The sequence below is a fragment of the Ruegeria sp. YTSC230 genome (genome assembly GCF_059609665.1).
This window is the reverse complement of sequence record NZ_JBXWMC010000002.1, coordinates 542,855-565,930: the sequence shown is the minus strand read 5'-3', so window position 1 is coordinate 565,930 and position 23,076 is coordinate 542,855. Positions and strand designations below refer to the sequence as shown.

Sequence of the window (23,076 nt, the reverse complement as noted above, 5' to 3'; positions counted from 1 at the left end):
TCTAGTTCGCCCTCAAATAAACGCCGATGGCGCTGTTTCTTTCGATCTCTGCCTGCCCCAACGTGCAGAAAGATTTGGGATTGTCATAAGACACACCGTTCGCGGCCAGGTACGCCTCGCCATTGGCACGCATCCGGTCCTTTTCGGCATCCGATTCCACGTAGGCGCGGATTTCGCCGTCCGAATACCCCAGACTGTTCGCTTTGGACTTGAGCCCCCACATCACGCCAATCGCCTTCAGCCTGCGCCCGCTGATCGACGGGCAGTAATCCGAAATCTCGTTTGCGATAGCGATGTAATAGAGTTCGTCGTCAATCTCTTTGACTTCGCGCAAGGGCGGTTTGGCGTCGGCCGTGGCCGGGATAGCCAGAACAGACAGCACAGTAAGCAGTTTCACACCAGACATGACAAATCCTTTCGTCTTGGACAGGCCAAAACGATCCAGGACTGGCGCGCTATTCAATAACACACCCTGCGTCACGCTCTGATATGCGAAAAACCGGTTCATGGTCGCTGGCAGGTTCCTGCAAAGGTCAATTTATTGTCGGTGATGCGCAAATTCTGCGGTTCGGTGTCGGGTCCGACTATCCAGTTGATTTTGGAAGTTCCAAAGGCGTCGATACAGAATTTGGTTCCTTCGTGCCGTCCCGCTTCGCGCGCGCCATCCAAAGACGCGGACACGCCGTTCACCACAACCGTAAAATCCGTCGGAGCGTTCCTTTTGTCGACGGCCTTCGCTTTGGCCCGGAAGGCTTTGCCATCAAAGAGGATTCGGTCACTGGACGACGTGCCGCAGGCCGAGACAAAAACTGCAGCACCCAAGGCGGCGGTCAGTACCACACGTCCCATCCTGAATTTTGATCCAGTCAACGGATAAGTACCTTTCTTTTCCATTAGAACGCCGCCACCAATGCCATGAAGCCCATCACAACCATGCAGGCCCATCCGATAACGTAGGATACCGATCGAACGCCGCTGTGCGGTTGTCCAATACCACGCATGTGAATAACCAACATGACGATGCGCGCAATCAGAGCGACCGATGCCAATAGGTTCACCCAGAACGGGCTGACCCCAAGCAACATGGCCGCGACCGTGACAGCGATATAGGCCGGCAGCGTCTCGGTCCCGTTCAGATAAGCCCGGTTCAGGCGATACGCCTTGTCGGAATAGTCCTGTTCCGGCGTTGCCCCGGGGGCCAAGCCCTTGCCCTGTTTGGCCAGCGCGGAAAACGGCGCAAGCGCCAGAATGATCAACGTAAAGACCACGAGGGATGCGATTGCATGTGAATACTCAGCAAAAGATTCCATTAGTTCCACTCCCTGATCTCAACTTGGTTTGGGTTTGATCGGATATCCCGCAACTTGATCACTCCGCCGCCATCGCGCCCATACGGCCCGATTTCTGGGCCTTGATACGGTCTTCAATCTCTTCGCGGAAGTTGCGGATCAGGCCCTGGATCGGCCAGGCGGCAGCATCGCCCAAAGCACAGATCGTGTGGCCTTCGACCTGCTTGGTCACGTCAAACAACATGTCGATCTCTTCCAGTTCGGCCTCACCCCGCACCAGACGGTCCATCACGCGCATCATCCAGCCGGTGCCTTCGCGGCAAGGAGTACACTGACCACAGCTTTCATGTTTGTAGAACTTCGACAAACGCCAGATCGCTTTGATGATGTCCGTAGACTTGTCCATCACGATTACAGCCGCCGTCCCCAGACCGGACCCCAGATCATTGCGCAAATGATCGAAATCCATGATGGCGTCGCGCATGTCTTCACCGCGGACACAAGGAACTGATGAACCGCCGGGGATCACGGCCAGCAGGTTGTCCCAACCGCCACGAATGCCGCCGCAATGGGTTTCGATCAGTTGCTCAAACGGGATCGACATCGCCTCTTCAACCACGCAGGGGTTATTTACGTGGCCCGAGATCGCAAACAGCTTGGTGCCCGCATTGTTCTGGCGGCCAAATCCAGCAAACCAATCCGCACCACGGCGCAGAATGGTCGGCACAACGGCGATGGATTCCACGTTGTTCACCGTGGTCGGGCAGCCGTAAAGCCCCGCCCCCGCCGGGAACGGAGGTTTCATGCGCGGCATGCCCTTCTTGCCCTCAAGGCTTTCGATCAGGGCTGTTTCCTCACCGCAGATATACGCCCCGGCCCCGTGATGCAGAAACAGGTCGAAATCCCAACCCGAACCGGCGGCGTTTTTGCCCAGCAATCCGGCATCATAGGCCTCATCAATCGCGGCTTGCAGCGCCTCGCGCTCGCGGATGTACTCACCACGCAGGTAGATATAGCAGGTATGCGCATTCATCGCGAAAGACGCGATCAGGCAGCCTTCGATCAGCGTATGTGGATCGTGGCGCATAATCTCACGGTCTTTGCAGGTGCCGGGCTCGGATTCGTCCGCGTTCACCACCAGATAGGCCGGACGACCGTCGCTTTCTTTGGGCATGAACGACCATTTCAACCCGGTGGGAAAACCAGCACCGCCGCGACCGCGCAGGCCCGAGTCCTTCATCGTCTGGATGATCCAGTCACGCCCGTTCCCAATCAGGCCAGCTGTGCCGTCCCAATGCCCGCGGGTCTGCGCGCCTTTCAGCGTACGCTCATGCATCCCGTAGATATTGGTAAAGATCCTGTCCTGATCCTTCAGCATCATGTCTTACCTTCAGCTGTCCTGACGCATGCGCCAGAGTTGAAAAATGTTCACGCCCGCATAGATGAAACCCGCCAAAGCGGCGAAATCAAACAGCAGCGCATAGCGCCCGGGCAATCCCAGTGCCGGGCCGATGAACAACGAAATGGCAAGCCACAACAGCATGGTCACCGCGATGACCACCCCGATATGTCGGCCCTTGCGGGCCACGGCCTGTTCTTTTTCTTTGTCCATCTCACCTTGATGCCCCGAACGGGCACCGTCCTATTCAGTCTTTGTAGGTGCCGTCTTCTTTGGCACGTTTTGCAAATTCGGTTTCTTCGCCTGTCGCCAGTTGGGCTGCTTGTTCGATCCAACCGTCCCGCTCGATCCGACCCTTGAACTTCAGCCGCGCATCTACCCAGGCCACCTGTTCCGGCGTCCATGCTGCGATCTGGTCAAAGTGGAAAAAGCCAAGTTCGTTCAGCGTCTGTTCAAGCTTGGGCCCGACCCCTTTTAGCATCTTGAGGTCGTCCGCTTTGCCATCCCGCGCGGCGGTCAGAGTTTCGGGCTGATCCTCTTTGATCTGGGCCTTCTTTGCCTCTTCCGCCTGCTTCACGGCGGGTTTGGCGGGTGCCGGCGCCTTTGGTGGCTTTGGCGCGGCCTTGGTCGCCGCAGCCTTGCCGTCTTTGCCCAGCCATGGCGTCAGGATCGGAACCTCGGTCCCGTCGATGCGTTTGACCGTATCACCAAGTACTTCGGCCAGTTCGACACTGGCATTGTACTGCGGTTTTCCGGCATCGTAGTCCGTGAGGCTGGTCAGACCGCTCAGCGGTTCTGCCGCGTATCTGCCATTCTGCGGACCCGGTGTCGGCACCTTGCCTGCGGCCAGATCGTCAATGATCTTGCCAAAACTGTCAGCGGTCAGATCTTCGTAATAGTCCTTGCCGATCTGCGCCATCGGCGCATTGGTGCAGGACCCAAGGCATTCCACCTCTTCCCAACTCAATTTACCATCAACTGAAAGCTCATGCGGTTTGGCAGCGATCTTCTCCTTGCAAACCGCGATCAGGTCTTCGGCCCCGCAGATCATGCAGGAGGTCGTTCCGCAGACCTGAATATGCGCGACAGATCCAACCGGTTGCAGTTGGAACATGAAGTAGAACGACGCAACCTCGAGCACCCGGATATAGGCCATGCCCAGCATGTCGGCGACAGATTCAATCGCGGGACGGCTCAGCCAGCCTTCTTGTTCCTGCGCGCGCCAAAGCAGCGGGATAACCGCGCTGGCCTGACGGCCGTCAGGATATTTGGTGATCTGTGCTGTGGCCCACTGCTGGTTGGCAGCAGTGAAGGCAAAGCTTTCAGGTTGTTCGGGGTGCAGACGGCGCAGCATTAGCAGGCATCTCCGATCACGATAATATAGGGGTCTTCCTGATGCGCGCGGCCTTGATTGACAAGGCGGGCAATCAGATCAGGCGTTTCGGCCTGAGTAAAACCGGCGGGGCGCAATTTGATCTGAGCTTCTTCGTCGACCATGCGGCACCCGTTCAGACGCACAAAATCATAAAGTGCATCGGCACGGCCCGCCGTGTCCTCTGGCGCAAGCCCATGCGCACCGCAGATCGCCGGAGCAATTTCGAATGTCGCACCGTCCAGCCCGGCCACCCCCTGTTCAGCCCAGGAATTAATCACAGCGCTGACATCTTCGGGTCGCAGGTCATGGGCAGAAAAGGCTTCCTCGGCGCGCGATACATCCAGCCGGCAGCCGTTTTCGCGCATCACCTCAAGCACTTTTGCCGTCGGATGGGTCGAGGCGGCCTGCAACGGTGTGGCGGCTGCTAGCGCCAGGATCAAAACAAGGCGTCTCACCGGTCAATCTCTCCGAACACAACATCCATCGTCCCGATGATCGCGGCCACGTCAGCCAGTTGGTGGCCCCCGGCGATATGGTCCATGGCTTGTAGGTGCAGGAAACCCGGCGCGCGTAGCTTGGCGCGGTAAGGTTTGTTGGTGCCATCAGCGACGAGGTAGACGCCGAACTCACCCTTGGGGGCCTCGACGGCGGCATAGACCTCGCCTGCGGGCACATGGAAGCCTTCGGTGTACAGCTTGAAGTGATGGATCAGGCTTTCCATCGAGGTTTTCATGTCCGAACGTTTCGGCGGAGTGATCTTGCCGCGTGCCAGGACGTCACCGGGGCAGTCACGGATTTTGACAATGGCCTGCTGGATGATCGACAGCGATTGACGCATCTCTTCCATTCGGACCAGGTAACGGTCATAGCAGTCACCGTTTTTGCCGACGGGGATCTGAAACTCGAACTCGTCATAGCATTCATAGGGCTGCGCGCGTCGCAGGTCCCATGCCAGACCCGATCCACGCACCATCACGCCCGAGAAGCCGTATTTCTGGATATCTTCCTCGGTCACGACACCGATATCGGCATTGCGCTGCTTGAAGATGCGGTTTTCGGTCAATAGGCCATCTATGTCGTCCAAAACGGAGGGAAATTCGTGGCTCCACGCCTCGATATCGTCCAGCAGTTCGGGCGGCAGGTCCTGATGCACACCACCGGGCCGGAAATAAGCCGCGTGCAGGCGGGCACCGCAGGCACGCTCATAGAACACCATCAGCTTTTCGCGTTCTTCAAAGCCCCACAGAGGCGGGGTCAACGCGCCCACATCCATCGCTTGCGTGGTCACGTTCAGAAGGTGGTTCAGAATACGCCCGATCTCGGAATACAAAACCCGGATCAGTGAGCCACGGCGCGGAACCTCGACGCCGGTCAGCTTTTCGATGGCCAGACACCAGGCGTGCTCCTGGTTCATTGGCGCCACATAATCCAGACGGTCGAAATACGGCAGGTTCTGCAGATACGTTCGGCTTTCCATCAGCTTTTCGGTGCCACGGTGCAGCAGGCCGATATGCGGGTCACAGCGTTCAACGATCTCGCCGTCCAGCTCAAGCACAAGACGCAAAACCCCGTGCGCCGCTGGGTGTTGCGGGCCGAAGTTGATGTTGAAATTGCGGATCTTCTGTTCTCCGCTCAGCGCGTCAGTGCTGCCGTCATCGTATCTTGAGCCGTCCATCAACGCCCCCGTTTCTTTTTCACATCAGCCCGAACCCGGACCTTTTCCGCCTCGGCAGCCTTGGCCGCAGCCCCTGCCAGCAAGACCCCCAGCGCACCCAAAGCGATCAGTTCCCCCAGCAGCATCAGCATCTTATCGGCGCTCCAACTCTTGCAGTTTCAGCCCGACCCACCAAAGCAACGCGATCGTGCCGAAGGGAACCAGACAAAGAAGGCACCAGAATTTATTGATCCCGAAAAACGGCAATATCTTCACCATCGGGATGATGGTCAGCGCAGACAGGATCAGCCACCAAATGCCACCCATTATTCGGCCTCCTGCTTTTCATCACCCGGCAGTATGTAATTCGCGCCTTCCCACGGGGACATGAAATCGAACTGACGGTATTCCTGGACTAGCGACACCGGCTCATACACAACGCGCTTTTGGGCCTCGTCATATCGAACTTCGGTGTATCCTGTGGTTGGGAAATCCTTGCGCAGCGGATAACCACGGAATCCATAGTCGGTCAGGATGCGCCGCAGATCCGGGTGGCCCGAGAACAGGATGCCAAACATGTCGAACACTTCGCGCTCAAACCAATTGGCCGAGGGATGCACATCCACGATCGAAGGCACCATGTCCTCTTCGCGGATCGAGACCCGCAGGCGAATGCGCTGGTTCTGATACATCGACAGGAAGTGATAAACCACGTCAAAACGCTTGGCCCGTTCCGGGTAGTCGACGCCGGTGATATCGACGAGCGTGGAGAACTGGCAGCCGCGGTCGGACTTCAGGAATTCAATGAATTCCACAACGTTCGACAGCGCCACATCTACGTTCAACTCACCATGGGTTACGTCCCAGGACAGAACACAATCAGTTCGCTTCAACTCCAGCTGGGTGCCGAGTTCTTTGAGTGCTTCGCTCATCAACTCTCTCCTCAGCGCACGATGGTGCCGGTACGGCGGATTTTGCGTTGCAACTGCATCAGACCGTACAGCAGCGCCTCAGCGGTCGGGGGGCAGCCGGGGACGTAGATGTCCACTGGAACAATACGGTCGCAGCCACGCACAACGGAATATGAGTAGTGGTAGTAGCCGCCACCATTGGCGCAGGAGCCCATTGAGATCACATAGCGCGGCTCGGGCATCTGGTCATAAACCTTGCGCAGAGCGGGGGCCATCTTGTTGGTCAGGGTGCCAGCCACGATCATCACGTCCGACTGACGGGGGGAAGCACGGGGTGCGATGCCAAACCGTTCCGCATCGTAACGCGGCATCGAGGTGTGCATCATCTCAACCGCGCAGCAGGCCAGACCGAAAGTCATCCAGTGCAGCGAGCCGGTGCGAGCCCAGTTGATGATGTCTTCGGTCGAGGTCAGCAGAAACCCTTTGTCCTGCAGCTCGGCATTCAGGGCCTGGGTGGCGACTTCTTTGTCGACGCCGGCGGTGTTTGCACCCGTCATCACTCCCATTCCAGGGCCCCCTTCTTCCATTCATAGGCAAAGCCGATGGTCAGAACGCCCAGGAACACGATCATGGACCAGAAGCCAACATCGCTGATGTCCTTGAAGCCGACAGCCCAGGGGAACAGAAACGCGATTTCCAGGTCGAATATGATGAAGAGAATCGCGACCAGATAGAACCGGACATCAAACTTCATCCGCGCATCATCGAACGCGTTGAAACCACATTCATATGCGCTGACTTTCTCGGGGTCGGGATTGCGGACCGCCAGAATGACTGCCGCCAGAATCAAAACGATTCCAAGGCCCACAGCTACGGCCAGAAACACCAGAATCGGGAGATACTCCCGCAATAGGTCTTCCACGTACAGCTCCTTTCCTGCGCATACCCTGAAAGGGAGCGCCGTCAATTGGCGTGTTGACTGGACATTCTCTATCCCTGCGGGGTCAGAGGGTCAACCGAACACAAACGCACAGGGGGTTAATATTCGACTTATCGAAGCTCTGTCACAGAAGGTCACCCATACAATCGCGGCCACATCACAAGTGGCGCCTAAACCTTACTAATCCATGCAGGTTTTCTTTTTTCAAAGAATGCGCCGATTCCCTCCTTGGCCTCTTCGGTTTCCCACCTGTCAACCAGCTCGCGGATCGTGTGGTCGATCACGGCATCGTCAATACGCGGCCCCAGCTGGCGAACCAATTGCTTGGCCGATGCCACCGCGCCGGGTGCACAGGCAAGATAGGGCAGGACTTCGGACTCAACCGCATCATTCAGGTCGGCAGCGGGCACAATTCTGGCCAGCAGGCCCAGCTCTACCGCTTCTGCGGCTTCGAAGACCCGGGCCGACATGAACACGCGCCGCGCGCGGGCTTCGCCCATGCGGGCGATGACATAGGGGCCAATCGTGGCCGGGATCAGCCCCAGCTTGGTCTCTGTCAGCCCCATTTTGACCGTTTCCACTCCGATCGCTACGTCACAAACCGACGCCAATCCCACACCGCCGCCAAAGGCATTGCCGTGGATCGTGCCGATTAGCGGTTTGGGCAACGTGTTCAGCGCCTGCAACATTTCGGCCAGCTTACGCGCCTCGACAAACCGGGTCTCGGATTCTGCCGCCATCTGAGATTGCATCCACCCAAGATCACCGCCAGCACAAAAGCTTTTGCCCGCTCCGGTCAGTACAACAACACGCACGGCGTCGTCGGTTCCAAGCTGGTGCGCGGCTTGCGTAAGATCGGTGATCATCTGCGCCGACATGGCGTTGTGCTTGTCGGCACGGTTCAGAGTCAGAGTGGCCACACCACGCGCGTCCGTGGTCACCGCAATCGTTTCAAACATGTCCGCTCCTTACTCGGATCGCATGGCGCGTGCCATCTGCGCGGCCTCTTCAATGACCGCAAGGTCGAGGCCGGTCTGATATCCAAGCCGCTCCAAATGAGCCACAACAGCTTCGGTGGCGACGTTTCCGGCAGCGCCCGGCGCGTAAGGACACCCGCCCAAACCGCCAACGGCGCTGTCGAAAACCCGAACGCCCAGCGCCAGCGCAGCGTCGATATTGTCGATGGCCCGCTCGTTGGTGTCGTGGAAATGCCCCGCCAGCCGCGTCATCGGAACGCGTTCGCGCACGGCCAGCAACATATGTGCGATAGTGTCGGGCGTGCCCTGCCCGATCGTATCCCCCAGCGATACTTCGTAACATCCCAACGAGAACAGCCGGTCCGCAACTTCAGCCACTTTCTCGGGCGGTGTTGGTCCGTCATAGGGGCAATCAGTCACGCAGGACACATACCCACGTACTGGCAGGTCGATGTGGCGCGCAGCTTCAAGAATCGGGGCAAAGCGGTCGATGGATTCTTCAATAGTCGCGTTGATATTGGCTTTTGAAAACCCTTCCGAAGCCGAAGCGAATACCGCGATCTCATCCGCCTTTGCGGCCAAAGCGTCTTCGTATCCCTTGATGTTCGGTGTCAGCGCTCCGTACCGGATGCCGTCGGCCCGTTTGATCCCGGCCAACACGTCCGCGCTGCCCGCCATTTGCGGCACCCATTTGGGCGAGACAAAACTGGCCACTTCGATGCGGTTAAAACCGGCCTTGCTCAGGCAATCGACCAGCGCCACTTTTTCCGCCACGGCAATTTCACGCTTTTCGTTTTGCAGACCGTCGCGCGGACCTACTTCGAAGATTTCGACCCGTTCACCCATTGCAGTGTCCTTCTCTGATTGCCGCATTCGATCCGACTGTGCCACGTTGTTCGAGAAGGGGACAGTTCATTCCTCCTCCAGCCGGACCAACGCGGCCCCAGCCTCGACCTGCGCCCCGGCATCAGCCAGCACTTCGGCAACGATGCCGTCACGGGCAGCCTGCAGGGAATGTTCCATTTTCATGGCTTCAAGGATTGCCAGCCGGTCGCCTTCTTGCACGGCTTGACCCACCTGCGCAAAGACAGCTTTGACCAGACCCGGCATCGGGGCCTCAATCACATTGGTGTCGCCAGCGGCACCGGCATCGCGGTCCAATGGATCAACAATTTCCAGGACTTGACCATAGTTTTCAAAGACTGTGATCTGCGAACCCGAGACAGACACGCGCGGCATAGGGGCTCCGTCGATCATCCAACCGCCCGGACCGCGCTGGGCAAGGATCGTGTGTTCTCCGACCTGCCAGACCTGACGGTTCTGATCTTCTACCTGAACGTCCAGATCAATATCATCACCTGCCCGCAACTGGACCGCGCGATGCAGCGGGGCCCATAGCGAAAACCCTGTTTCCTCATCTGTATCCACCAGATCCAAAGCCGTCATCGCGGCCGCGACGATCGAAGACGCCGGGATCGGCTCTGCACGGGCCAGCACATCCAGATCGCGACCAATCAGGCCAGTATCAACATCACCGACGGCAAAGCCCGGATGCCGCGTCAGTGCGCCCAGAAAGCCAAGGTTCGTGACTGTCCCCGCAACCTCAGTGCCTTTCAGGGCGCGATGCAATTGTTCCAATGCGACAGCGCGTGTGGGGCCGTGCACGATCACCTTCGCGATCATCGGATCATACCAGGGGCTGATCGTATCACCCGCACGCACGCCGCTATCTGCGCGGCATGCCGCCGGAAAGCGCAGATGGGTCAGTGTACCGGTCGCCGGCAGAAAGCCCTTTGGCACGTCCTCGGCATAAAGCCGCGCTTCGAAGGAATGGCCTGAGATCGACAGGTCACTCTGCTGCTTCGGCAGGCTCTCGCCCGCCGCGACACGCAACTGCCATTCGACAAGGTCCACGCCGGTGATCGCCTCGGTCACCGGGTGTTCGACCTGCAAACGTGTGTTCATCTCCATGAACCAGAACCGGTCCGGACGCAGCCCGTCCGAGGTATCCACGATAAATTCAACCGTCCCCGCGCCTTTGTAACCAATGGCCTCGGCGGCACGCACGCCCGCCTGCCCCATCGCCTCGCGCATCTCAACGGTCATGCCCGGAGCCGGAGCTTCTTCGATTACCTTCTGATGTCGCCGTTGCAGGGAACAGTCGCGTTCAAACAGATGCACGGCATGAGTGCCATCACCGAATACCTGAACCTCGATATGGCGGGGCTTGGAGACAAATTTTTCGACCAGAACAGCATCATTGCCAAAGGCGGTGCGGGCCTCACCCCGGGCGCTGTCCAATGCCTCGGTAAAATCTGCGGGCCGCTCGACCAGCCGCATGCCTTTGCCACCGCCACCCGCGACGGCCTTGATCAGGACCGGATAGCCAATCGTGTCGGCCGCACCCGCCAGATGCTCGGGATCCTGATTGTCGCCGTGATATCCCGGAACAACCGGCACGCCCGCCTGCTCCATCAATACCTTGGCCGCGTCTTTGAGACCCATCTTGCGGATCGCATCCGCTGAAGGGCCAATGAAGGTCAGGCCAGCCGCCGCGACCGCATCCACGAAATCAGGGTTTTCCGAGAGAAATCCATAACCCGGATGGATCGCCTGCGCCCCAGTATCGAGCGCGGCTTGAATGATCACGTCGCCCTTGAGATAGCTCTCAGCCGGCGCCGCACCACCAATATGAACAGCTTCGTCCGCCATCTGCACATGCCTGGCCGACGCATCAGCATCAGAAAACACAGCCACGCAAGTTACGCCCATTTTCTGAGCGGTTTCCATCACCCGGCAAGCAATCTCGCCCCGGTTGGCAATCAGGATTTTATTGAACATAGTTTAGCCCTTATCCACCAGGTCTTCGATCAGGCGGAACCGTTCGCAAAGCAATTCCATCTCGGGATCAAACCCGCCGTTACGCTCAAAGTAACGCCGGTGATCCTCACGCCACCCGTCTAACGTTTCGTTTTCACCTTCGGCCAAGGCGAAGTCTTCGGTCATGTCACAATAGCGGCAGATCGAAACTTCGACCGTCTCAATCACCAATGCGGGACGATCATCCCATTCAAGGGCAATATCGCGCCGCCCAACAACCGGGGTATCAAGGCTGCCTTCGGGATAATCGCGCAGAGCGCCGCAGGTTGCCGTTTTTTGCCCTGCCCGAACCAGCGCTAAAAGCTCGGCACTCATGATTGCACTGTCGCCGAATTTGAAAGTCTGTGCATCGGGATAACGCGCTTTTATTTTTTCCAGGTCGGTGCTCATCTTACATCCTGAACACGCCAAAGCGTGTCTCCTCAATCGGCGCATTCAGTGCCGCGTTTAACGACAAGGACAGCACGTCCCGGCTTTTGCGCGGGTCGATAATTCCGTCGTCCCACAGTCGAGCCGAGGCATAGAGCGGATGGGATTGTTCTTCGAACATCTCCAGCGTGGGGCGCTTGAAGTCGGCCTCTTCTTCCGCCGACCAAGTTCCGCCTTGTCGTTCAATCCCGTCCCGCTTGACGGTAGCCAGAACACCCGCCGCCTGCTCTCCACCCATCACGGAAATGCGCGAGTTCGGCCATGTCCATAGGAACCGCGGTTGGTAAGCCCGGCCCGACATGCCGTAATTACCCGCTCCGAACGAGCCACCCACCAGCATGGTGATTTTGGGCACATTGGTGGTGGCCACCGCCGTCACCATCTTGGCCCCATGCCGCGCGATGCCTTCGTTTTCGTATTTGCGACCAACCATGAAGCCAGTGATGTTCTGTAGGAATACCAAGGGGATTTTGCGCTGCGAACACAGCTCGACGAAATGCGCGCCCTTCTGTGCCGCCTCGGAAAACAGCACGCCGTTATTGGCGATGATCCCAACCGGGCAGCCTTTGACATGAGCGAACCCTGTCACCAGCGTCTCACCAAAGCGCGGCTTGAATTCGTCAAAGCGCGAGCCATCGACCAACCGCGCAATCACCTCGCGAATGTCATAGGGCGTGCGCAGATCGGCTGGGACGACGCCCAGAATCTCTTCGGGGTCATAGGCCGGATCCTCGGGGTTGGCCCAATCCACCGTCTGTGGCTTGCGCCGGTTCAGCGATCCGACGGCCCGCCGCGCCAAAGCTAGCGCGTGGGCGTCATCCTCGGCCAAATAATCCGCCACCCCGGACAGGCGCGTATGGACATCTCCGCCACCCAAGTCTTCGGCGCTGACCACCTCACCCGTCGCGGCCTTGACCAAAGGTGGTCCGGCGAGAAAGATGGTGCCCTGTTCCCTGACGATAATCGTTACATCCGACATCGCAGGCACGTAGGCCCCGCCAGCCGTACACGACCCCATCACCACAGCGATTTGCGGGATGCCCTTCGCGCTCATCCGCGCCTGATTATAGAAGATGCGGCCAAAGTGATCGCGATCGGGAAACACCTCATCCTGATTGGGCAGGTTTGCGCCCCCGCTGTCGACCAGATAGATGCAGGGCAGTTGGTTTTCCTCGGCAATCTCTTGCGCGCGCAGGTGCTTTTTGACTGACATCGGATAATAGGTGCCACCCTTCACGGTGGCATCGTTGCACACCACCATGACCTCTTGCCCCTGCACCCGGCCAATCCCTGCAATTACCCCGGCACAGGGAGCGGCGTCGCCATACATCGCATGCGCCGCCGTCGCGCCGATCTCAAGGAACGGCGACCCCGGGTCCAACAGGTTCGCCACCCTACGACGCGGCAGCATCTTGCCCCGCGATTCATGCCGTGCGCGGGATTTTTCGCCGCCGCCCATGCGGGCGGCCTCGGCGGCGTCGGCAATTTGCTCCAACGCGTCCAGATGAGCCGCGCGGTTTTCCCGGAAGCCTTTGGACGAGGGCAAAGCAGAGGATCGAAGCTTCATCTTGTGTACTCTCTTAGAAAATCTCGAACGGGGTTTTCGCTGACTGCAAAGCTCTGCATCAGACGCGCGTAACCTTGCGCCACGTTGCTGGAACAAACTGCGTCAAGTTTTTTGATCTCTGGCTCTTCCAGAAAATCTTCCAGATCCGACATCGGGACCATAAAATAGTAGTCAAATGGCAGCATCTCGGCCGCCATCTCCATCGCCTCGATGGCCTCTTCGTTATCCCCGCGGCACAAATAGGCCAGGGATAGGTTGTGATAGGCGCCTCCCATTGCGTCATAGTCGCCGTCCGCCTCGTACTGGCTCACGGTAAGTTTGAAACGCCCGACGACTTCGCGATTGTAAAAATTCTCATCCGCTTGCGCTTCCGGCAGGAACATCGAGACATAGGCCAGATTTTCATCATGCCATCCGTCGGTTTGCATCTCGGTGCTGAAGACACTTCTCAGCATGCGAATTTCGGGTTCATATTTCAAGGTGCTGTAAGAGGCAGAGATCGCATCTAAATAGTTGTCGTAAAATGCAATTTTTCGTTTGTCTTCGTCATCAAGGCTCGCCACTCGACCGGCTACTTTGCGCAATTCAGAGATAGCCTCGTCGGGATAATCATAATAAACTAGAAGGTCTGCCAGTTGCAGTTGCTCTATGACTGCAATTTTGTCTTCGACGGCTTTATCGATTGTGTCCCGCATCCACGTCTCGAAGTAAGCCTTACCGGCCCAAGCAGCGCCAATGACCGCAATTGCCGTCGCGCTGAATTCAATCCCCGTTCTGATACTGGACTTATCCGCCATGATTTCCCTCCTCAGACGCGCGACGCTTCAATTCCTTTCGGATTACTTTTCCGGTCACGGTCAAAGGCAACTCTTGCACAAAAGCTACTTCACGGGGGTAAGAATAATGCGCAAGGCGAGTTTTAACCCACTCCTGCAACTCGGATTCCGAGGCGTCGGCCGCCGGTTTCAAAACCACATATGCCTTGACGATTTCTGTCCGCAGCTTGTCAGGCTTGCCGACCACGCCCACCGTTGCCACCGCCGGGTGGGTCAGCAGGCAATCCTCGATCTCTGCCGGGCCGATACGATAACCGGACGAGGTGATGACATCATCGTCGCGCCCTACGAAACGTAGGTACTCACCCTCCCACACACCGCGGTCGCCGGTAATCAGCCAATCGCCGCGAAATTTCTCAGCCGTTGCCTCGGGGCGGTTCCAATATTCCAACAGCATTGAGGCCGAGCCTCGCCGGATGGCCACGTCACCCTCATCAGCCGTCGGGTTGCCGTCCTCGTCGATCACCGCAATTTCGTGCCCCGGGACCGGTTTGCCTATGCAGCCGGGCCGCACCGGGAAGTCATCTGAGCAGGAAGAGACAACCATGTTGCATTCGGTCTGGCCGTAGAATTCGTTGATCGTTAGACCGAAGGCCTTCTGCCCCCATGCTAACATCTCGGCCCCCAGCGGCTCACCCCCAGACGCGACTGAGCGTAGCCCGGAAATCGCCTGATGAGAGGCCTTGAGCATCCGCAGGGCCGTTGGGGGAAAGAACACGTTCCGCACACCAACGCGCGCGATTACATCCGCGCAGGCTTCGGGGGTGAACTTGTCCAGCCGGGCCGCCACAACCGGAACGCCCAGCGCAAGACCGGGCATTAACACATCGAACAACCCGCCGATCCAGGCCCAGTCGGCCGGTGTCCACAGGCAGTCGCCCTTTCGCAGGTTGTTATGGCTGATCGAAACCCCCGGCAGGTGGCCAGTCAGTACCCGGTGGCCATGCAACGCGCCTTTCGGGCTGCCCGTGGTGCCAGAGGTATAGATCAACACCGCCGGATCCTCTGGCCCGGTGTCGGCAAAAGGAACTACGCCCCCGTCTTCACCAATTTGGTCCGCCATGAGCGGTTCTGCCAAGTCGCCTAACAGCGTCGCGCCGTCCGGGTCGGTCAGCACAACCTGCGCCCCGGCATCACCCACTCGGGATCGCAAAGCATCCTGCTTGAACAGTTTGAACAACGGCACCGAGATGGCACCGATCTTCCAGATCGCCAGATGCACCGCCGCACACCACGGTGACTGGCTGAGCAGCACGCCCACGCGATCCCCCGGCTGCACTTTCTTCGACAGCGCGCGCGCGATTCCGTCTGTCATTTCAGCAAGCTGCCCGTAGGTGACGCGCCGCTCGTCGCTTCCGGTCAAGTCGATCACGGCGACCTGATCCGGTGCGTGATCAAGACACTGGCGCGCCATATTCAGACGAGATGGCACGTCCCAGCCCCCCGCTGAACGCAAACCCGGTATGCGATTAGCTTCTGGCACGCTGCAATTCCCTTATTTTCAAGGGCCTTACCGGAGAAGCCTCCGATGACCCTCTCACACAAATTTGATGCAGATCAGAGTGCGCGGACCACGCGGCTGTCAATTCAATCTCATCAACTGAACCAAAGGCAAGACCATGACCAACAAACTCGCCGCTTTGACACTTTCCACCGCGCTGGTGGCGCTTGCTGCCCCCGCCTTTGCCCAATCGCAGGGTGATTGGACCGTCGGTGTCGGTGTCGGTTACCTCAACCCCAAGTCCGACAATGGCACGCTGGCCGGACAAAAGGCCGAGATCGACTCGGACACCCGCCCGATCTTCACTGCCGAGTATTTCATCCGTGACAATCTTGGCATCGAACTGCTGGCCGCGACACCGTTCAAGCACACCGTAACCCTGGGCGGAAGCACCGAGGCTGGCACCGTCAAGCACCTGCCGCCCACCCTGTCGCTGAACTATCACTTCCCGACCAACAGCGCATGGAAGCCCTATGTCGGTGCCGGTCTGAACTACACCATCTTCTTCGACGAGCAGTCCGCACTGGGTGATCTGAAGGTCGATGACTCTTTCGGTGTCTCGCTGCAGGCCGGTCTGGACTACATGGTCTCGGACAATGGCGCTGTCCGTCTGAACGTACGCTGGTTCGACATTGACACGGACGTCAAGCTGAACGGAACCAAGATCGGCAAAGCCGATATCGATCCCTTCCTTGTCGGCGTATCCTACGTTCATAAGTTCTGATCCTTACAAGGAAAGCGCTTCGCAGTTCCCTCATCTGCGAAGCGTTTTCTTCTCTCAGCGCATCTCGTTCATCAGTTCCCGCCCGATCAGCATCCGGCGGATTTCGCTGGTGCCCGCGCCAATCTCCATCAGCTTGGCATCGCGGAAAATCCGGCTGACCGCCGAGTCAGACAGGAACCCTGCCCCACCCATCGCCTGAACAGCCTGATGCGCCTGCGACATGCCCTGCTCTGAAGCATAAAGACAGCACGCAGCCGCATCCTGACGGGTCACGTCGCCCCGGTCACAAGCCTTGGCGACCTCATAGACATAGGCCCGTGCGGAATTCATCGCGGTGTACATATCGGCGATCTTGCCCTGCATCAGTTGAAAGCTGCCGATCGGTTTGCCGAACTGCTTACGCTCAGCCAGATAGGGCATGATCTCATCCAGACAGGCCGCCATGATGCCGGTTCCAATTCCGGCCAGAACCACACGTTCGTAGTCCAGCCCGGACATCAAAACAGCGACGCCCTTGCCCTCTTCGCCCAAAACGTTTTCGAACGGCACCTCGACATCTTCAAAGATCAGCTCGGCCGTGTTCGAACCGCGCATCCCCAACTTGTCGAAATGGGGCGAGGTCGAGAAGCCCTTCATCTCCTTCTCAATCAGAAACGCGGTGATGCCCTTCGATCCGGCCTCCGGGTTGGTCTTGGCATATACGACCAGCGTATCCGCGTCCGGCCCGTTGGTGATCCAGTATTTGTTGCCGTTCAGCCGGTAGTGATCATTGCGTTTTTCCGCACGCAACTTCATCGACACAACGTCGGATCCGGCGGAAGCCTCGGACATGGCCAACGCACCAACATGTTCGCCCGAGATCAGGCGCGGCAGGTATTTCGCCTTTTGCTCGTCATTACCGTTCAGCTTGATCTGATTGACGCACAGGTTCGAATGCGCCCCATAAGACAGAGAGACCGAGGCCGATGCACGCGCAACCTCTTCCACCGCAACGGTGTGGGCCAGATAGGACATCCCTGCCCCACCGTATTCCTCGGACACAGTGATGCCGAGCAAACCCAGATCGCCCATCTCTTTCCAAAGCTCGTTTGGAAATGCGTTCGAGGCATCGATGTCACCCGCCATCGGCTTGACCCGCTCCTGCGCCCACCGGTGTACCATTTCACGCAGGGCATTCACGTCCTCGCCCAGATCAAATTGCATGGCCGCCGTGAACATAAGCGATCTCCTCTTTCGCATTAATGAACAGTTGTTCAATAAATAGCAGCGAATCTGAATTGGGTCAACGACGGCATCCCAAAAACAAACCGCCGCCCTGATCGGGGCGGCGGTTTCATACAAATAAAGCGTGCGCGTCACGCGCACTCGATTGGATTACGACTGATACACTGCGCTCACCTCTGCCCGAATGATCCGTGCGATCAGCGCGCAATCATCAAGCGAAAAGGTTAAGGGAACGCGCATGTCGACGATCCCGGCGAGGATTCGATCACTTTTTGGCATCGGCGCGCTGTCGGCATATCGCCAGCTGTCATAGCGCGATGTAAAGCCGTTCGGCTCGGCCCCGCCGAACCACTTAAGCTCGACCCCCCGGGCCGCGCAGCGCTGGATAACCTCGTTTACCCGCTCCGCCGACCAATCGAGCAACAGGAACTGGATCGAGGAACCGACAAATGTCTCGGCCTCTGGCCGGTCGACAACGCTCAGACCTGGCGTCTCGCGCAGGCCTTTTTCGATTTCGAAATAGCGTTCGTTCCAGCGTTCGATCTGCCGATCCAGATCGCGCAATTGCGGGCGCAGGATTGCGGCCCGCAGATTATCCATTCGCCCCGAGACATTGGGGGTATGATACTTGATCCGCTCAAACACCTCTGGCCCCGGTGCCGCAAGGTGGCGTTCGTACAGCATGTAGGACCCCGACAGCATCGTTGCCTTTGCCGCCAGTTCCTCATCATCGGTGATAAGCAAGCCGCCCTCGCCCGAATTGACGTGTTTGTAGGTCTGGCAGGAATAGCAGCCAATCGCGCCTTGTCGGCCCGAAACCTGCCCATGCCACGCAGCGCCCATTGTGTGGGCGCAATCCTCGATCACCGTGACACCTGCGGCATCGCACATCTGCATCAGCCGATCCATGTCACACAGATGACCACGCATATGGCTCAGCATCAAAACGCGGGCCTGATCCAGCTTGGTTTCGAGATCGTCCAGATCAATCGTAAGGTCTTCGGTCACACCCACAAAAACGGGGCGCGCACTGACCGAAGCAATAGATCCGGGCACAGGTGCCAGAGTGAACGTGTTCGTCAGCACCGGGTCCCCCGGGTTGACCCCCACGGCCCTCAGTGCCGTTGCCATCGCATAGCCGCCCGAGGACACGGCCAGACAGTATTTGGCACCTGTCTGGGCGGCAAATTCCTGTTCCAGCAGGGCGGTTTCGCCCAATTCGCCAGGTACGACGTTATAACGATGCAGACGCCCGTGGCGCAGTACCGCCAGCGCGGCCTCAACCGCCTCTTCTGGAATGGGTTCCTGCTGTGTGAAGCTGCCAGTGAATATCTCGGTCATAAGAGTGTTCTGGTCCTGCAAAACGTTCGGGTCAAGGGATTACGCGGCCGCGCCAATCAACTCTGCAACCAATTCTGGTAAATCATGGAAATGGTGCAGCAGAGCTTCGGGTTCCAGCGCGGCCATATCATCGCCGGACGGGCCGAAGGTAACCAATACCGACGGCACACCCGCGGCGCGGGCCGTGTTTCGGTCAGTGTCGGAATCGCCAATCAGAACACATAAATCAGGATGACCACCCGCCCGGCGTGCAGCTTCACGCAGCGGTTCCGGATCAGGCTTGCGCACCGACAGCGTGTCTGCACCAACTAAAGAGGCAAACAGGTCACGCACTCCCATCTGCGTGAGCAACTGATGGGCCAAGGCTTCAGGCTTATTGGTACAGATGCCAACCCCGTAACCTGCGGACTTCAACATTTCCACTGCGTCCAGCGCGCCAGGGTAGAAATGGGTATGCGTGTCGATATCGTCGGAATACGCTTCAAGCAGCATCGGGTAGTAGTCTTGAACCGTTGCATCGTCATAAGCGCCCACCCGTTTCAACCCATGGGTCAGCATCATTCGGCCACCGCGCAGCGCAACGCCCGCATCTTCGCCGTGAACCAACACATCCCCATGCCCCATATGCCGAAAACAGTGGTTGGCGGCGGCCAGCAAATCGCCCGATGTATCGGCCAAGGTCCCGTCCAGATCGAAGATAACCGTACGCATTTTGCCCCCTAATTCGGCGAGACTTCGCCATAAGTGTTGCAAACGGCAATCTTGTTTGATGCCCGAACCGCTTGCGACTTTGAACTCAGCGGATAAAACGGGCCGCAACAAAACACAAAGAGAAATCGTTTTTATGACCATCGCCCTTGTTATCCTTGCCGCCGGAAAAGGCACCAGGATGAATTCGGATACCCCGAAAGTTTTGCACCCGATTGCCCAAACGCCGATGTTGGTGCACGCGATGCGCGCCGGTGCGGTGCTGTCACCCGAACGAACCGTTATTGTCACTGGTCACGGCTCTGAGGAGGTTGCTAGGACCGCCACTTCCGAGGATGAAGCCGCGCAGATTGTCGTTCAGGAAGAACAGCTTGGAACAGCGCATGCAGTTGCGCAGGCGCGGGATGCACTGGCCGATTTCGATGGCGATGTGATCATCCTTTACGGCGACACGCCCTTTATCGACCCCAGAACACTGGAGCGTATGATTGAGGCGCGCGCATCCTTTGATCTGGTCATGCTGGGCTTTGATATTGCCGAAGTTCAACCCCGCTATGGCCGATTGATCATGGATGGCGAAAAACTGGTCGAAATCGTTGAATACAAAGACGCAACCGAAGAACAGCGCGCCATTCGCTTTACCAACAGTGGATTACTGGCCTGCAACGCAAAAGTACTGTTCGAATTGATTGACGCGGTCGGCAACGATAACGCCTCGGGTGAATACTACCTGACCGAAATCGTGGCACTGGCAAATGCGCGCGGTCTGTCGGCAACTGCCATCAAATGCGATGAGGCTGAAACGCTGGGCGTGGACTCTCGTGCTGATCTGGCTGCGGCCGATGCCGAGTTTCAGACCCGTGCGCGCAATGAGTTGTTGGCTTTGGGCGTGACGCTGATGGCCCCCGAAACGGTTTATCTGTCCGCTGACACGATCGTAGGCCGAGACACGGTGATCGAACCCAACGTCGTCTTCGGCCCCGGCGTTACCGTCGAAAGCGGCGCGACGATCCGTGCGTTTTCGCATCTGGAAGGGTGTCATGTCAGCCGCGGTGCCATCGTCGGCCCCTACGCGCGCCTGCGCCCAGGTACAGAACTGGCCGAAAACACCCGTATCGGCAATTTCGTTGAGACAAAGAATGCCCAGATCGCTGAAGGCGCTAAGGTCAACCATCTCAGCTATATCGGCGACGCCTCGGTTGGAGCGTCGACCAATATCGGCGCGGGTACGATCACTTGTAACTATGACGGCGTGATGAAGCACCAGACGACCATCGGAGAGAACGTCTTTATCGGCTCCAACACTATGCTAGTTGCCCCGGTTTCTGTCGGTGACGGCGCGATGACCGCAACAGGTACAGTCGTCACGCGGGATGTAGAACCCGACGCGCTGGCCGTGGCACGTGCCAAGCAGGACAACAAGCCCGGCTATGCGCGCAAATTGTTTGAGATGTTGAAGGCGAAGAAGGCTCGCCGCAACAAGGGAGCCTGAGTTATGTGTGGAATTGTAGGTGTACTGGGTGAGCATGAGGCCGCGCCAACTTTGGTCGAGGCGCTAAAACGTCTTGAATATCGTGGCTATGACAGCGCCGGGATTGCCACGGTCAATGGTGGCACGCTTGGACGTCGTCGGGCGGTCGGCAAGTTGGTCAACCTGAGCGATCTGCTGGTGCACGACCCGCTGCCCGGCAAATCCGGTATTGGTCATACCCGTTGGGCTACCCATGGCGTACCGTCGGTGACCAACGCGCACCCGCATCAGGCCGGCCCTGTGGCGGTTGTTCATAATGGTATCGTCGAAAACTATCGTGAGTTGCGGGCAGAACTGGCCGAACATGGCATCGGTTTCGCGACCGAGACGGACACCGAAACCGTCGCCCTGATGACGGAGTATTACCTTAAGACAGGCCTGTCGCCGGTTGAGGCCGCCTTCAAGACCATCGATCAGCTTGTTGGTGCGTTTGCGCTGGCCTTTCTGTTCGACGGTCAGGACGATCTGATCGTCGCCGCGCGCAAGGGATCACCTTTGGCGATCGGTCACGGAGATGGTGAGATGTACGTGGGCTCAGACGCCATTGCGCTGGCCCCGCTTACGGATCGCATCACCTATCTTGAGGAAGGCGACCGGGCTGTTCTGACCCGAACCTCTCTGGAAATCCGCAACGAAGCCGGTGAATTGGCTAATCGCGAGACTCGCCAGATCAAACTGGACCACACACAGACCGAAAAGAACGGCCATAAACACTTCATGGCCAAGGAAATTGCCGAACAACCCATCGTGATTGCCGACGCGATCCGGTCATACCTGCCAAGTGGTGGTGATCAGGTGGTTCTGCCTGGCGCCGATCTGGATTTCACCAAACTGGATCGTTTGACCATGGTGGCTTGTGGCACCGCATTTTACGCCTGCCTGACGGCGAAATACTGGTTCGAGCAATTGGCCCAAATGCCCGTCGAGGTCGATATCGCCAGCGAGTTCCGCTATCGCGAACCTCCGATCACGGAGCGCACGATGGCGCTGTTCGTCAGTCAGTCGGGTGAAACTGCCGACACTCTGGCGGCACTGCGCTATTGCGAAGGCAAGGCGGACAAGATCGTCTCGGTCGTCAACGTCCCCGAAAGTTCGATCGCCCGCGAAAGCGATATCGCCCTGCCCATCCATGCGGGCGTTGAGATCGGCGTGGCTTCGACCAAGGCGTTCACGTGTCAACTGAGCGTTCTGCTGATGATGGCGCTCAAGGCGGCTGCGGATCGTGGTACGCTGACCGACAACGAGCTGGCCGACCACTATGCCGCGCTACGCGGCCTGCCAACGGTGATGAATGCAGCGCTGGATCAGAATCCGGCCATCAAGACGTCCGCACAGCGCCTGTCCGAAGCCCGCGACGTTCTGTTCCTGGGTCGCGGCCTGATGTATCCGCTGGCGATGGAGGGGGCGCTGAAGCTCAAGGAAATCAGTTATATCCACGCCGAAGGTTATGCTTCGGGTGAGCTGAAGCACGGACCAATCGCCCTGATCGACAAGAACATGCCTGTGGTGGTCATGGCCCCGCGCGACGCCGTGTTCGACAAAACGGTGTCGAACATGCAAGAGGTGATGGCGCGCAAGGGTAAGGTCATTCTGGTCTCGGACGATGACGGGATTGCCGAGGCTGAAGATGGCGTGTGGAGCATCATCCGGATGCCGCATGTCCACCCCAGCCTGGCGCCGATCCTCTACTCGGTGCCGGCGCAACTGCTGGCGTATCACACGGCGGTGGCCAAAGGCACAGATGTGGACCAGCCGCGCAACCTGGCAAAATCGGTTACAGTGGAGTGAGA

At 58.3% G+C, this 23,076-nt stretch carries 26 protein-coding genes; 3 read left to right on the top strand and 23 right to left on the bottom strand.

Annotated elements, in window-relative coordinates:
* Position 1: 1 nt before the first annotated feature.
* From AC2FD9_RS06830 to AC2FD9_RS06735, 20 genes are all read right to left on the bottom strand, one after another.
* A complete protein-coding gene (locus AC2FD9_RS06830) occupies positions 2 to 508 on the bottom strand; it encodes a DUF5333 domain-containing protein (protein WP_496836022.1) in 507 nt (168 codons plus the stop codon).
* Complete coding sequence (locus AC2FD9_RS06825) at positions 505 to 894, bottom strand: hypothetical protein (protein WP_496836020.1); 390 nt, start codon at positions 892 to 894, stop codon at positions 505 to 507. The genes AC2FD9_RS06830 and AC2FD9_RS06825 overlap by 4 nt, the downstream gene beginning before the upstream one ends.
* Positions 894 to 1,310, bottom strand: a complete 417-nt coding sequence (locus tag AC2FD9_RS06820) for an MAPEG family protein (RefSeq protein ID WP_496695823.1) — start codon at positions 1,308 to 1,310, stop codon at positions 894 to 896. Before AC2FD9_RS06820 ends, AC2FD9_RS06825 begins: the two co-directional genes overlap by 1 nt.
* A 58-nt stretch (positions 1,311 to 1,368) precedes the next feature.
* A complete protein-coding gene (gene nuoF / locus AC2FD9_RS06815) occupies positions 1,369 to 2,667 on the bottom strand; it encodes an NADH-quinone oxidoreductase subunit NuoF (RefSeq protein WP_058274474.1) in 1,299 nt (432 codons plus the stop codon).
* Positions 2,668 to 2,679: 12 nt separating this feature from the next.
* Positions 2,680 to 2,901: a DUF5337 domain-containing protein gene (locus tag AC2FD9_RS06810; RefSeq protein ID WP_496836019.1), complete on the bottom strand. Its 222-nt coding sequence runs from the start codon at positions 2,899 to 2,901 to the stop codon at positions 2,680 to 2,682.
* A 34-nt stretch (positions 2,902 to 2,935) separates the two neighbouring features.
* The gene (gene nuoE / locus AC2FD9_RS06805; RefSeq protein WP_496836018.1) at positions 2,936 to 4,042 is read right to left on the bottom strand and encodes an NADH-quinone oxidoreductase subunit NuoE; all 1,107 of its coding nucleotides are present in this window, start codon (positions 4,040 to 4,042) and stop codon (positions 2,936 to 2,938) included.
* Positions 4,042 to 4,518: a hypothetical protein gene (locus AC2FD9_RS06800; protein ID WP_282119181.1), complete on the bottom strand. Its 477-nt coding sequence runs from the start codon at positions 4,516 to 4,518 to the stop codon at positions 4,042 to 4,044. The genes nuoE and AC2FD9_RS06800 overlap by 1 nt, the downstream gene beginning before the upstream one ends.
* Positions 4,515 to 5,738, bottom strand: a complete 1,224-nt coding sequence (locus AC2FD9_RS06795) for an NADH-quinone oxidoreductase subunit D (protein WP_496836016.1) — start codon at positions 5,736 to 5,738, stop codon at positions 4,515 to 4,517. Before AC2FD9_RS06795 ends, AC2FD9_RS06800 begins: the two co-directional genes overlap by 4 nt.
* Entirely contained in the window at positions 5,738 to 5,869 is a 132-nt protein-coding gene (locus AC2FD9_RS06790; protein WP_496836014.1) for a hypothetical protein, read from the bottom strand. The genes AC2FD9_RS06795 and AC2FD9_RS06790 overlap by 1 nt, the downstream gene beginning before the upstream one ends.
* Before the next feature lies 1 nt (position 5,870).
* Positions 5,871 to 6,044 (bottom strand): hypothetical protein, encoded by a 174-nt coding sequence (locus AC2FD9_RS06785; protein ID WP_058274391.1) that lies wholly within the window; start codon positions 6,042 to 6,044, stop codon positions 5,871 to 5,873.
* Positions 6,044 to 6,649 carry an NADH-quinone oxidoreductase subunit C gene (locus AC2FD9_RS06780; RefSeq protein WP_058274390.1) on the bottom strand — a complete coding sequence of 202 codons (606 nt, stop codon included), beginning with the start codon at positions 6,647 to 6,649 and terminating at the stop codon, positions 6,044 to 6,046. Before AC2FD9_RS06780 ends, AC2FD9_RS06785 begins: the two co-directional genes overlap by 1 nt.
* Positions 6,650 to 6,660: 11 nt before the next feature.
* Positions 6,661 to 7,194, bottom strand: a complete 534-nt coding sequence (locus tag AC2FD9_RS06775; RefSeq protein WP_037307875.1) for a NuoB/complex I 20 kDa subunit family protein — start codon at positions 7,192 to 7,194, stop codon at positions 6,661 to 6,663.
* A complete protein-coding gene (locus AC2FD9_RS06770) occupies positions 7,185 to 7,550 on the bottom strand; it encodes an NADH-quinone oxidoreductase subunit A (RefSeq protein WP_037307878.1) in 366 nt (121 codons plus the stop codon). Before AC2FD9_RS06770 ends, AC2FD9_RS06775 begins: the two co-directional genes overlap by 10 nt.
* A gap of 188 nt (positions 7,551 to 7,738) precedes the next feature.
* A complete protein-coding gene (locus AC2FD9_RS06765; RefSeq protein ID WP_496836011.1) occupies positions 7,739 to 8,527 on the bottom strand; it encodes a crotonase/enoyl-CoA hydratase family protein in 789 nt (262 codons plus the stop codon).
* Between the two features lie 9 nt (positions 8,528 to 8,536).
* Positions 8,537 to 9,391: a hydroxymethylglutaryl-CoA lyase gene (locus tag AC2FD9_RS06760; RefSeq protein ID WP_496836079.1), complete on the bottom strand. Its 855-nt coding sequence runs from the start codon at positions 9,389 to 9,391 to the stop codon at positions 8,537 to 8,539.
* Between the two features lie 66 nt (positions 9,392 to 9,457).
* Positions 9,458 to 11,386 carry an acetyl/propionyl/methylcrotonyl-CoA carboxylase subunit alpha gene (locus tag AC2FD9_RS06755; RefSeq protein WP_496836009.1) on the bottom strand — a complete coding sequence of 643 codons (1,929 nt, stop codon included), beginning with the start codon at positions 11,384 to 11,386 and terminating at the stop codon, positions 9,458 to 9,460.
* A 3-nt stretch (positions 11,387 to 11,389) separates the two neighbouring features.
* Positions 11,390 to 11,815, bottom strand: a complete 426-nt coding sequence (locus tag AC2FD9_RS06750) for an ASCH domain-containing protein (protein ID WP_108861587.1) — start codon at positions 11,813 to 11,815, stop codon at positions 11,390 to 11,392.
* 1 nt (position 11,816) lies between these two features.
* Positions 11,817 to 13,421 carry a carboxyl transferase domain-containing protein gene (locus AC2FD9_RS06745; protein ID WP_496836007.1) on the bottom strand — a complete coding sequence of 535 codons (1,605 nt, stop codon included), beginning with the start codon at positions 13,419 to 13,421 and terminating at the stop codon, positions 11,817 to 11,819.
* Positions 13,418 to 14,218 carry a hypothetical protein gene (locus AC2FD9_RS06740; protein WP_496836005.1) on the bottom strand — a complete coding sequence of 267 codons (801 nt, stop codon included), beginning with the start codon at positions 14,216 to 14,218 and terminating at the stop codon, positions 13,418 to 13,420. The genes AC2FD9_RS06745 and AC2FD9_RS06740 overlap by 4 nt, the downstream gene beginning before the upstream one ends.
* Positions 14,208 to 15,671, bottom strand: coding sequence for an AMP-binding protein (locus AC2FD9_RS06735; RefSeq protein ID WP_496836077.1), 1,464 nt, complete (start codon positions 15,669 to 15,671; stop codon positions 14,208 to 14,210). Before AC2FD9_RS06735 ends, AC2FD9_RS06740 begins: the two co-directional genes overlap by 11 nt.
* A 205-nt stretch (positions 15,672 to 15,876) precedes the next feature.
* On the opposite strand from AC2FD9_RS06735, the gene AC2FD9_RS06730 reads away from it, so the two are divergent.
* Positions 15,877 to 16,482, top strand: a complete 606-nt coding sequence (locus AC2FD9_RS06730; RefSeq protein WP_109310444.1) for an OmpW/AlkL family protein — start codon at positions 15,877 to 15,879, stop codon at positions 16,480 to 16,482.
* 54 nt (positions 16,483 to 16,536) lie between these two features.
* On the opposite strand, the gene AC2FD9_RS06725 is transcribed toward AC2FD9_RS06730, so the two are convergent.
* The 3 genes from AC2FD9_RS06725 to AC2FD9_RS06715 form a co-directional block, all read right to left on the bottom strand.
* Complete coding sequence (locus tag AC2FD9_RS06725) at positions 16,537 to 17,700, bottom strand: isovaleryl-CoA dehydrogenase (RefSeq protein WP_496736396.1); 1,164 nt, start codon at positions 17,698 to 17,700, stop codon at positions 16,537 to 16,539.
* Between the two features lie 156 nt (positions 17,701 to 17,856).
* Positions 17,857 to 19,047, bottom strand: coding sequence for a DegT/DnrJ/EryC1/StrS family aminotransferase (locus AC2FD9_RS06720; protein ID WP_496695841.1), 1,191 nt, complete (start codon positions 19,045 to 19,047; stop codon positions 17,857 to 17,859).
* A gap of 39 nt (positions 19,048 to 19,086) precedes the next feature.
* On the bottom strand, positions 19,087 to 19,758 hold the full coding sequence (locus AC2FD9_RS06715) for an HAD-IA family hydrolase (protein WP_496695843.1): 672 nt from the start codon (positions 19,756 to 19,758) through the stop codon (positions 19,087 to 19,089).
* Between the two features lie 133 nt (positions 19,759 to 19,891).
* Here AC2FD9_RS06715 and glmU point away from each other — a divergent pair, with 133 nt between their 5' ends.
* Positions 19,892 to 21,247, top strand: coding sequence for a bifunctional UDP-N-acetylglucosamine diphosphorylase/glucosamine-1-phosphate N-acetyltransferase GlmU (gene glmU / locus AC2FD9_RS06710; protein ID WP_496836003.1), 1,356 nt, complete (start codon positions 19,892 to 19,894; stop codon positions 21,245 to 21,247).
* Positions 21,248 to 21,250: 3 nt separating this feature from the next.
* Positions 21,251 to 23,074, top strand: coding sequence for a glutamine--fructose-6-phosphate transaminase (isomerizing) (glmS, locus tag AC2FD9_RS06705; RefSeq protein ID WP_496836001.1), 1,824 nt, complete (start codon positions 21,251 to 21,253; stop codon positions 23,072 to 23,074).
* The last annotated feature ends 2 nt before the right edge of the window (positions 23,075 to 23,076 follow it).

What these genes read in the sequence shown, in the direction of transcription:
- AC2FD9_RS06825 (WP_496836020.1), bottom strand. Translation starts at nt 894, where the DNA reads ATGGAAAAGAAAGGTACTTATCCGTTGACTGGATCAAAATTCAGGATG.
- glmS (WP_496836001.1), top strand. Translation starts at nt 21,251, where the DNA reads ATGTGTGGAATTGTAGGTGTACTGGGTGAGCATGAGGCCGCGCCAACT.
- AC2FD9_RS06745 (WP_496836007.1), bottom strand. Translation starts at nt 13,421, where the DNA reads ATGAAGCTTCGATCCTCTGCTTTGCCCTCGTCCAAAGGCTTCCGGGAA.
- AC2FD9_RS06730 (WP_109310444.1), top strand. Translation starts at nt 15,877, where the DNA reads ATGACCAACAAACTCGCCGCTTTGACACTTTCCACCGCGCTGGTGGCG.
- glmU (WP_496836003.1), top strand. Translation starts at nt 19,892, where the DNA reads ATGACCATCGCCCTTGTTATCCTTGCCGCCGGAAAAGGCACCAGGATG.
- AC2FD9_RS06755 (WP_496836009.1), bottom strand. Translation starts at nt 11,386, where the DNA reads ATGTTCAATAAAATCCTGATTGCCAACCGGGGCGAGATTGCTTGCCGG.
- AC2FD9_RS06795 (WP_496836016.1), bottom strand. Translation starts at nt 5,738, where the DNA reads ATGGACGGCTCAAGATACGATGACGGCAGCACTGACGCGCTGAGCGGA.
- AC2FD9_RS06780 (WP_058274390.1), bottom strand. Translation starts at nt 6,649, where the DNA reads ATGAGCGAAGCACTCAAAGAACTCGGCACCCAGCTGGAGTTGAAGCGA.
- nuoE (WP_496836018.1), bottom strand. Translation starts at nt 4,042, where the DNA reads ATGCTGCGCCGTCTGCACCCCGAACAACCTGAAAGCTTTGCCTTCACT.
- AC2FD9_RS06820 (WP_496695823.1), bottom strand. Translation starts at nt 1,310, where the DNA reads ATGGAATCTTTTGCTGAGTATTCACATGCAATCGCATCCCTCGTGGTC.
- AC2FD9_RS06775 (WP_037307875.1), bottom strand. Translation starts at nt 7,194, where the DNA reads ATGGGAGTGATGACGGGTGCAAACACCGCCGGCGTCGACAAAGAAGTC.
- AC2FD9_RS06735 (WP_496836077.1), bottom strand. Translation starts at nt 15,671, where the DNA reads ATGGCGCGCCAGTGTCTTGATCACGCACCGGATCAGGTCGCCGTGATC.
- AC2FD9_RS06715 (WP_496695843.1), bottom strand. Translation starts at nt 19,758, where the DNA reads ATGCGTACGGTTATCTTCGATCTGGACGGGACCTTGGCCGATACATCG.
- AC2FD9_RS06790 (WP_496836014.1), bottom strand. Translation starts at nt 5,869, where the DNA reads ATGCTGATGCTGCTGGGGGAACTGATCGCTTTGGGTGCGCTGGGGGTC.
- AC2FD9_RS06785 (WP_058274391.1), bottom strand. Translation starts at nt 6,044, where the DNA reads ATGGGTGGCATTTGGTGGCTGATCCTGTCTGCGCTGACCATCATCCCG.
- AC2FD9_RS06740 (WP_496836005.1), bottom strand. Translation starts at nt 14,218, where the DNA reads ATGGCGGATAAGTCCAGTATCAGAACGGGGATTGAATTCAGCGCGACG.
- AC2FD9_RS06765 (WP_496836011.1), bottom strand. Translation starts at nt 8,527, where the DNA reads ATGTTTGAAACGATTGCGGTGACCACGGACGCGCGTGGTGTGGCCACT.
- AC2FD9_RS06830 (WP_496836022.1), bottom strand. Translation starts at nt 508, where the DNA reads ATGAACCGGTTTTTCGCATATCAGAGCGTGACGCAGGGTGTGTTATTG.
- nuoF (WP_058274474.1), bottom strand. Translation starts at nt 2,667, where the DNA reads ATGCTGAAGGATCAGGACAGGATCTTTACCAATATCTACGGGATGCAT.
- AC2FD9_RS06760 (WP_496836079.1), bottom strand. Translation starts at nt 9,391, where the DNA reads ATGGGTGAACGGGTCGAAATCTTCGAAGTAGGTCCGCGCGACGGTCTG.
- AC2FD9_RS06720 (WP_496695841.1), bottom strand. Translation starts at nt 19,047, where the DNA reads ATGACCGAGATATTCACTGGCAGCTTCACACAGCAGGAACCCATTCCA.
- AC2FD9_RS06725 (WP_496736396.1), bottom strand. Translation starts at nt 17,700, where the DNA reads ATGTTCACGGCGGCCATGCAATTTGATCTGGGCGAGGACGTGAATGCC.
- AC2FD9_RS06810 (WP_496836019.1), bottom strand. Translation starts at nt 2,901, where the DNA reads ATGGACAAAGAAAAAGAACAGGCCGTGGCCCGCAAGGGCCGACATATC.
- AC2FD9_RS06750 (WP_108861587.1), bottom strand. Translation starts at nt 11,815, where the DNA reads ATGAGCACCGACCTGGAAAAAATAAAAGCGCGTTATCCCGATGCACAG.